Source organism: Mesorhizobium sp. M7A.F.Ca.CA.002.09.1.1 (assembly GCF_003998555.1).
GTDB lineage: Bacteria > Pseudomonadota > Alphaproteobacteria > Rhizobiales > Rhizobiaceae > Mesorhizobium > Mesorhizobium ciceri.
Genome location: NZ_RZRR01000804.1, coordinates 1 through 2,580 on the forward strand (window position 1 = coordinate 1; position 2,580 = coordinate 2,580).

Genomic DNA, 2,580 nt, shown 5'->3' on the forward strand with positions numbered 1-2,580 from the left:
ATGCTATATCCATCCGCGGGTCTTCGAAGCGTGGTCCGAGGGACGGTTGCTGGATGAAATGGCGCAGGCCAACAAGCGCAAACGGGCGATTGCCGGTCTCGATGACGAGGAAGCTCTCGTGCTGCGATGGCTGAAACTGGGAGAAAGCTGACCGACGCGGCCGACGGTGGCCAAATCCGTCACATCTGGATTTTTTTATCGACGTCATGTCGGGATCGGTCTTACTGTTTCGTCCTTTGACAGAGAAAAGGACCAGCCATGCTCTACGCAATCCTCTGCTATGCCTCCGAAGATGTCGTCTGCTCCTGGAGCAAGGCACAGGACGACGAGGTCATGGCCAATCTCCTCGACGTTCAGGACAAGTACGCCAAGGCTGGTCGGCTCGGCCCGGTGGCACGGCTTCTGCCGACCACGGCCGCGACGACGTTGAGGAAGGTCAAAGGCGAATCGGTCGTCATCGACGGGCCGTTCGCCGAGACCAAGGAACAGTTTCTCGGCTTCTACACGCTCGAATGCGCCGATCTCGACGAGGCGGTGGAGTTCGCCCGCGAACTTTCCGAGGTCAACCCGAGCGGCGGCTCCTATGAAATCCGGCCGGTTTCGGTCTTCAACCCAACAACGGTTTCCGCATGACCGAAATGGCCTGGATCAGCTCCGCGATCAGCGCCGCCCGCCCGCAGGCGATGGGCGCGCTGCTGCGTTATTTCCGCGATCTCGATACGGCGGAGGAAGCTTTCCAGGACGCGTGCCTCAGGGCGTTGAAGAACTGGCCGCAGAACGGGCCGCCGCGCGACCCGGCGGCCTGGCTGATCTTCGTCGGCCGCAACAGCGGCATCGATGCGGTGCGCAAGCGCGCCAAGCAGGCGCCGATGCCGGATGAAGACCAGGTTTCCGATCTGGAAGACGCCGAGAGCGATATCGCCGAGCGGCTGGACGGGGCGCACTACCGCGACGACATATTGCGGCTGCTGTTCATCTGCTGCCATCCCGATCTGCCGGCAACGCAGCAGATCGCGGTGGCGCTGCGCATCGTCTCCGGTCTCACCGTCAAGCAGATCGCGCGCGCCTTCCTGGTTGGCGAAAGCGCCATGGAGCAGCGCATCACTCGCGCCAAGGCGCGCATTGCGGACGCCGGCGTGCCGTTCGAGACGCCTGGCGCGGTCGAGCGCTCGGAACGGCTCGCCGCCGTCGCCGCCATGGTCTACCTGGTCTTCAACGAGGGCTATTCGACCAACAGCGGCGAGGCGCCGGCCCGCGCGCCGCTGTGCGAGGAGGCGATCCGGCTGGCACGGCTGTTGCTGCGGCTGTTCCAGACGGAGCCGGAGATCATGGGGCTGACGGCGCTGTTGCTTCTGCAGCATGCGCGCGCACCGGCCCGTTTCGACGAGAGCGGCGAGATCGTGCTGCTCGAAGACCAGGATCGCAGCCTGTGGAGCCGCAAGATGATCGATGAGGGGCTGGCACTGGTCGACAAGGCGCTGCGCCATCGCAAGCCCGGCCCTTACCAGGTGCAGGCGGCGATTGCCGCGCTGCATGCGCGGGCCGAAAAGGCCGAGGATACGGACTGGAACGAGATCGACCTGCTCTACCGCTTGCTGGAGCAGATGCAGCCGTCGCCGGTGGTCACGCTCAACCGGGCCGTCGCGGTCTCGAAGGTGCGTGGACCGGGGGAGGCGCTGGCCATGATCGAGCCGCTGGAAGAACGGCTTTCCGGCTATTTCCACTTTTTCGGGCTCAAGGGGGGCCTCTTGATGCAGCTCGACCGGGGCGACGAGGCGCGCGTCGCCTTCGACCGCGCCATAGCGCTTGCGAACACGGCGGCAGAGGCTGCCCATATCCGCATGCATATCGACCGGTTGATCAAGGACGGTGCGGTGCGCCCGCCGGCGAAAAAGGCAAACTGAGCGTCACCTCCCCATCTGGCTCAATCGTGTAGTTTGGGCTTGGACCATGCCGGGGTGGCGATTTTCCCCTGAAACGAGTAATGCCACGCCATGACTGCGCCTGAAGTGCCTTTCGGCACACGGGCGACACGGCGAAGGCTTAACCCAGCGCCATATGATGGCGACGGGATCTGAAAGGGACAAGAATGACGATAGGCAAGGAAACGACCGAACTGCTGGCGAAACTGGGCGTGGCCAAGGAAGCGCTCGTCGGCGGCGACCTGATCGTGCGCAGCCCGGTGACGGGCGAGCAGATCGCGGCGCTGAAGACGATCTCGCCGGCTGACGCGGCCAAGGTGATCGATGCCGCGCACAAGGCCTTCCAGGCCTGGCGCATGGTGCCGGGCCCGCGGCGTGGCGAACTGGTGCGGCTGCTCGGCGAGGAACTGCGCGCGCACAAGGCCGAGCTTGGCCGGCTGGTGTCGATCGAGGTCGGCAAGATCCCGTCCGAGGGGCTCGGCGAAGTGCAGGAGATGATCGACATCTGCGATTTCGCCGTAGGCCTCTCCCGGCAATTGTACGGCCTGACCATCGCCACCGAGCGCCCGGGCCATCGGATGATGGAAACCTGGCATCCGCTCGGCGTCGTCGGCGTCATTTCCGCCTTCAATTTCCCGGTCGCGGTGTGGTCCTGGAA

The 2,580-nt window shown here is 64.7% G+C and carries 3 protein-coding genes and 1 pseudogene; all 4 read left to right on the forward strand.

Annotated elements, in window-relative coordinates:
- Window positions 1-151: pseudogene (locus EN994_RS36395) on the forward strand (DNA topoisomerase IB); the annotation flags it as partial.
- Between the two features lie 107 nt (window positions 152-258).
- The gene (locus EN994_RS26495; RefSeq protein WP_013529829.1) at window positions 259-633 is read left to right on the forward strand and encodes a YciI family protein; all 375 of its coding nucleotides are present in this window, start codon (window positions 259-261) and stop codon (window positions 631-633) included.
- Window positions 630-1,904, forward strand: a complete 1,275-nt coding sequence (locus tag EN994_RS26500; protein ID WP_024502666.1) for an RNA polymerase sigma factor — start codon at window positions 630-632, stop codon at window positions 1,902-1,904. The genes EN994_RS26495 and EN994_RS26500 overlap by 4 nt, the downstream gene beginning before the upstream one ends.
- Before the next feature lie 185 nt (window positions 1,905-2,089).
- The coding region (locus EN994_RS26505) for an aldehyde dehydrogenase family protein (RefSeq protein ID WP_127307940.1) at window positions 2,090-2,580 on the forward strand (491 nt) is incomplete at its 3' end.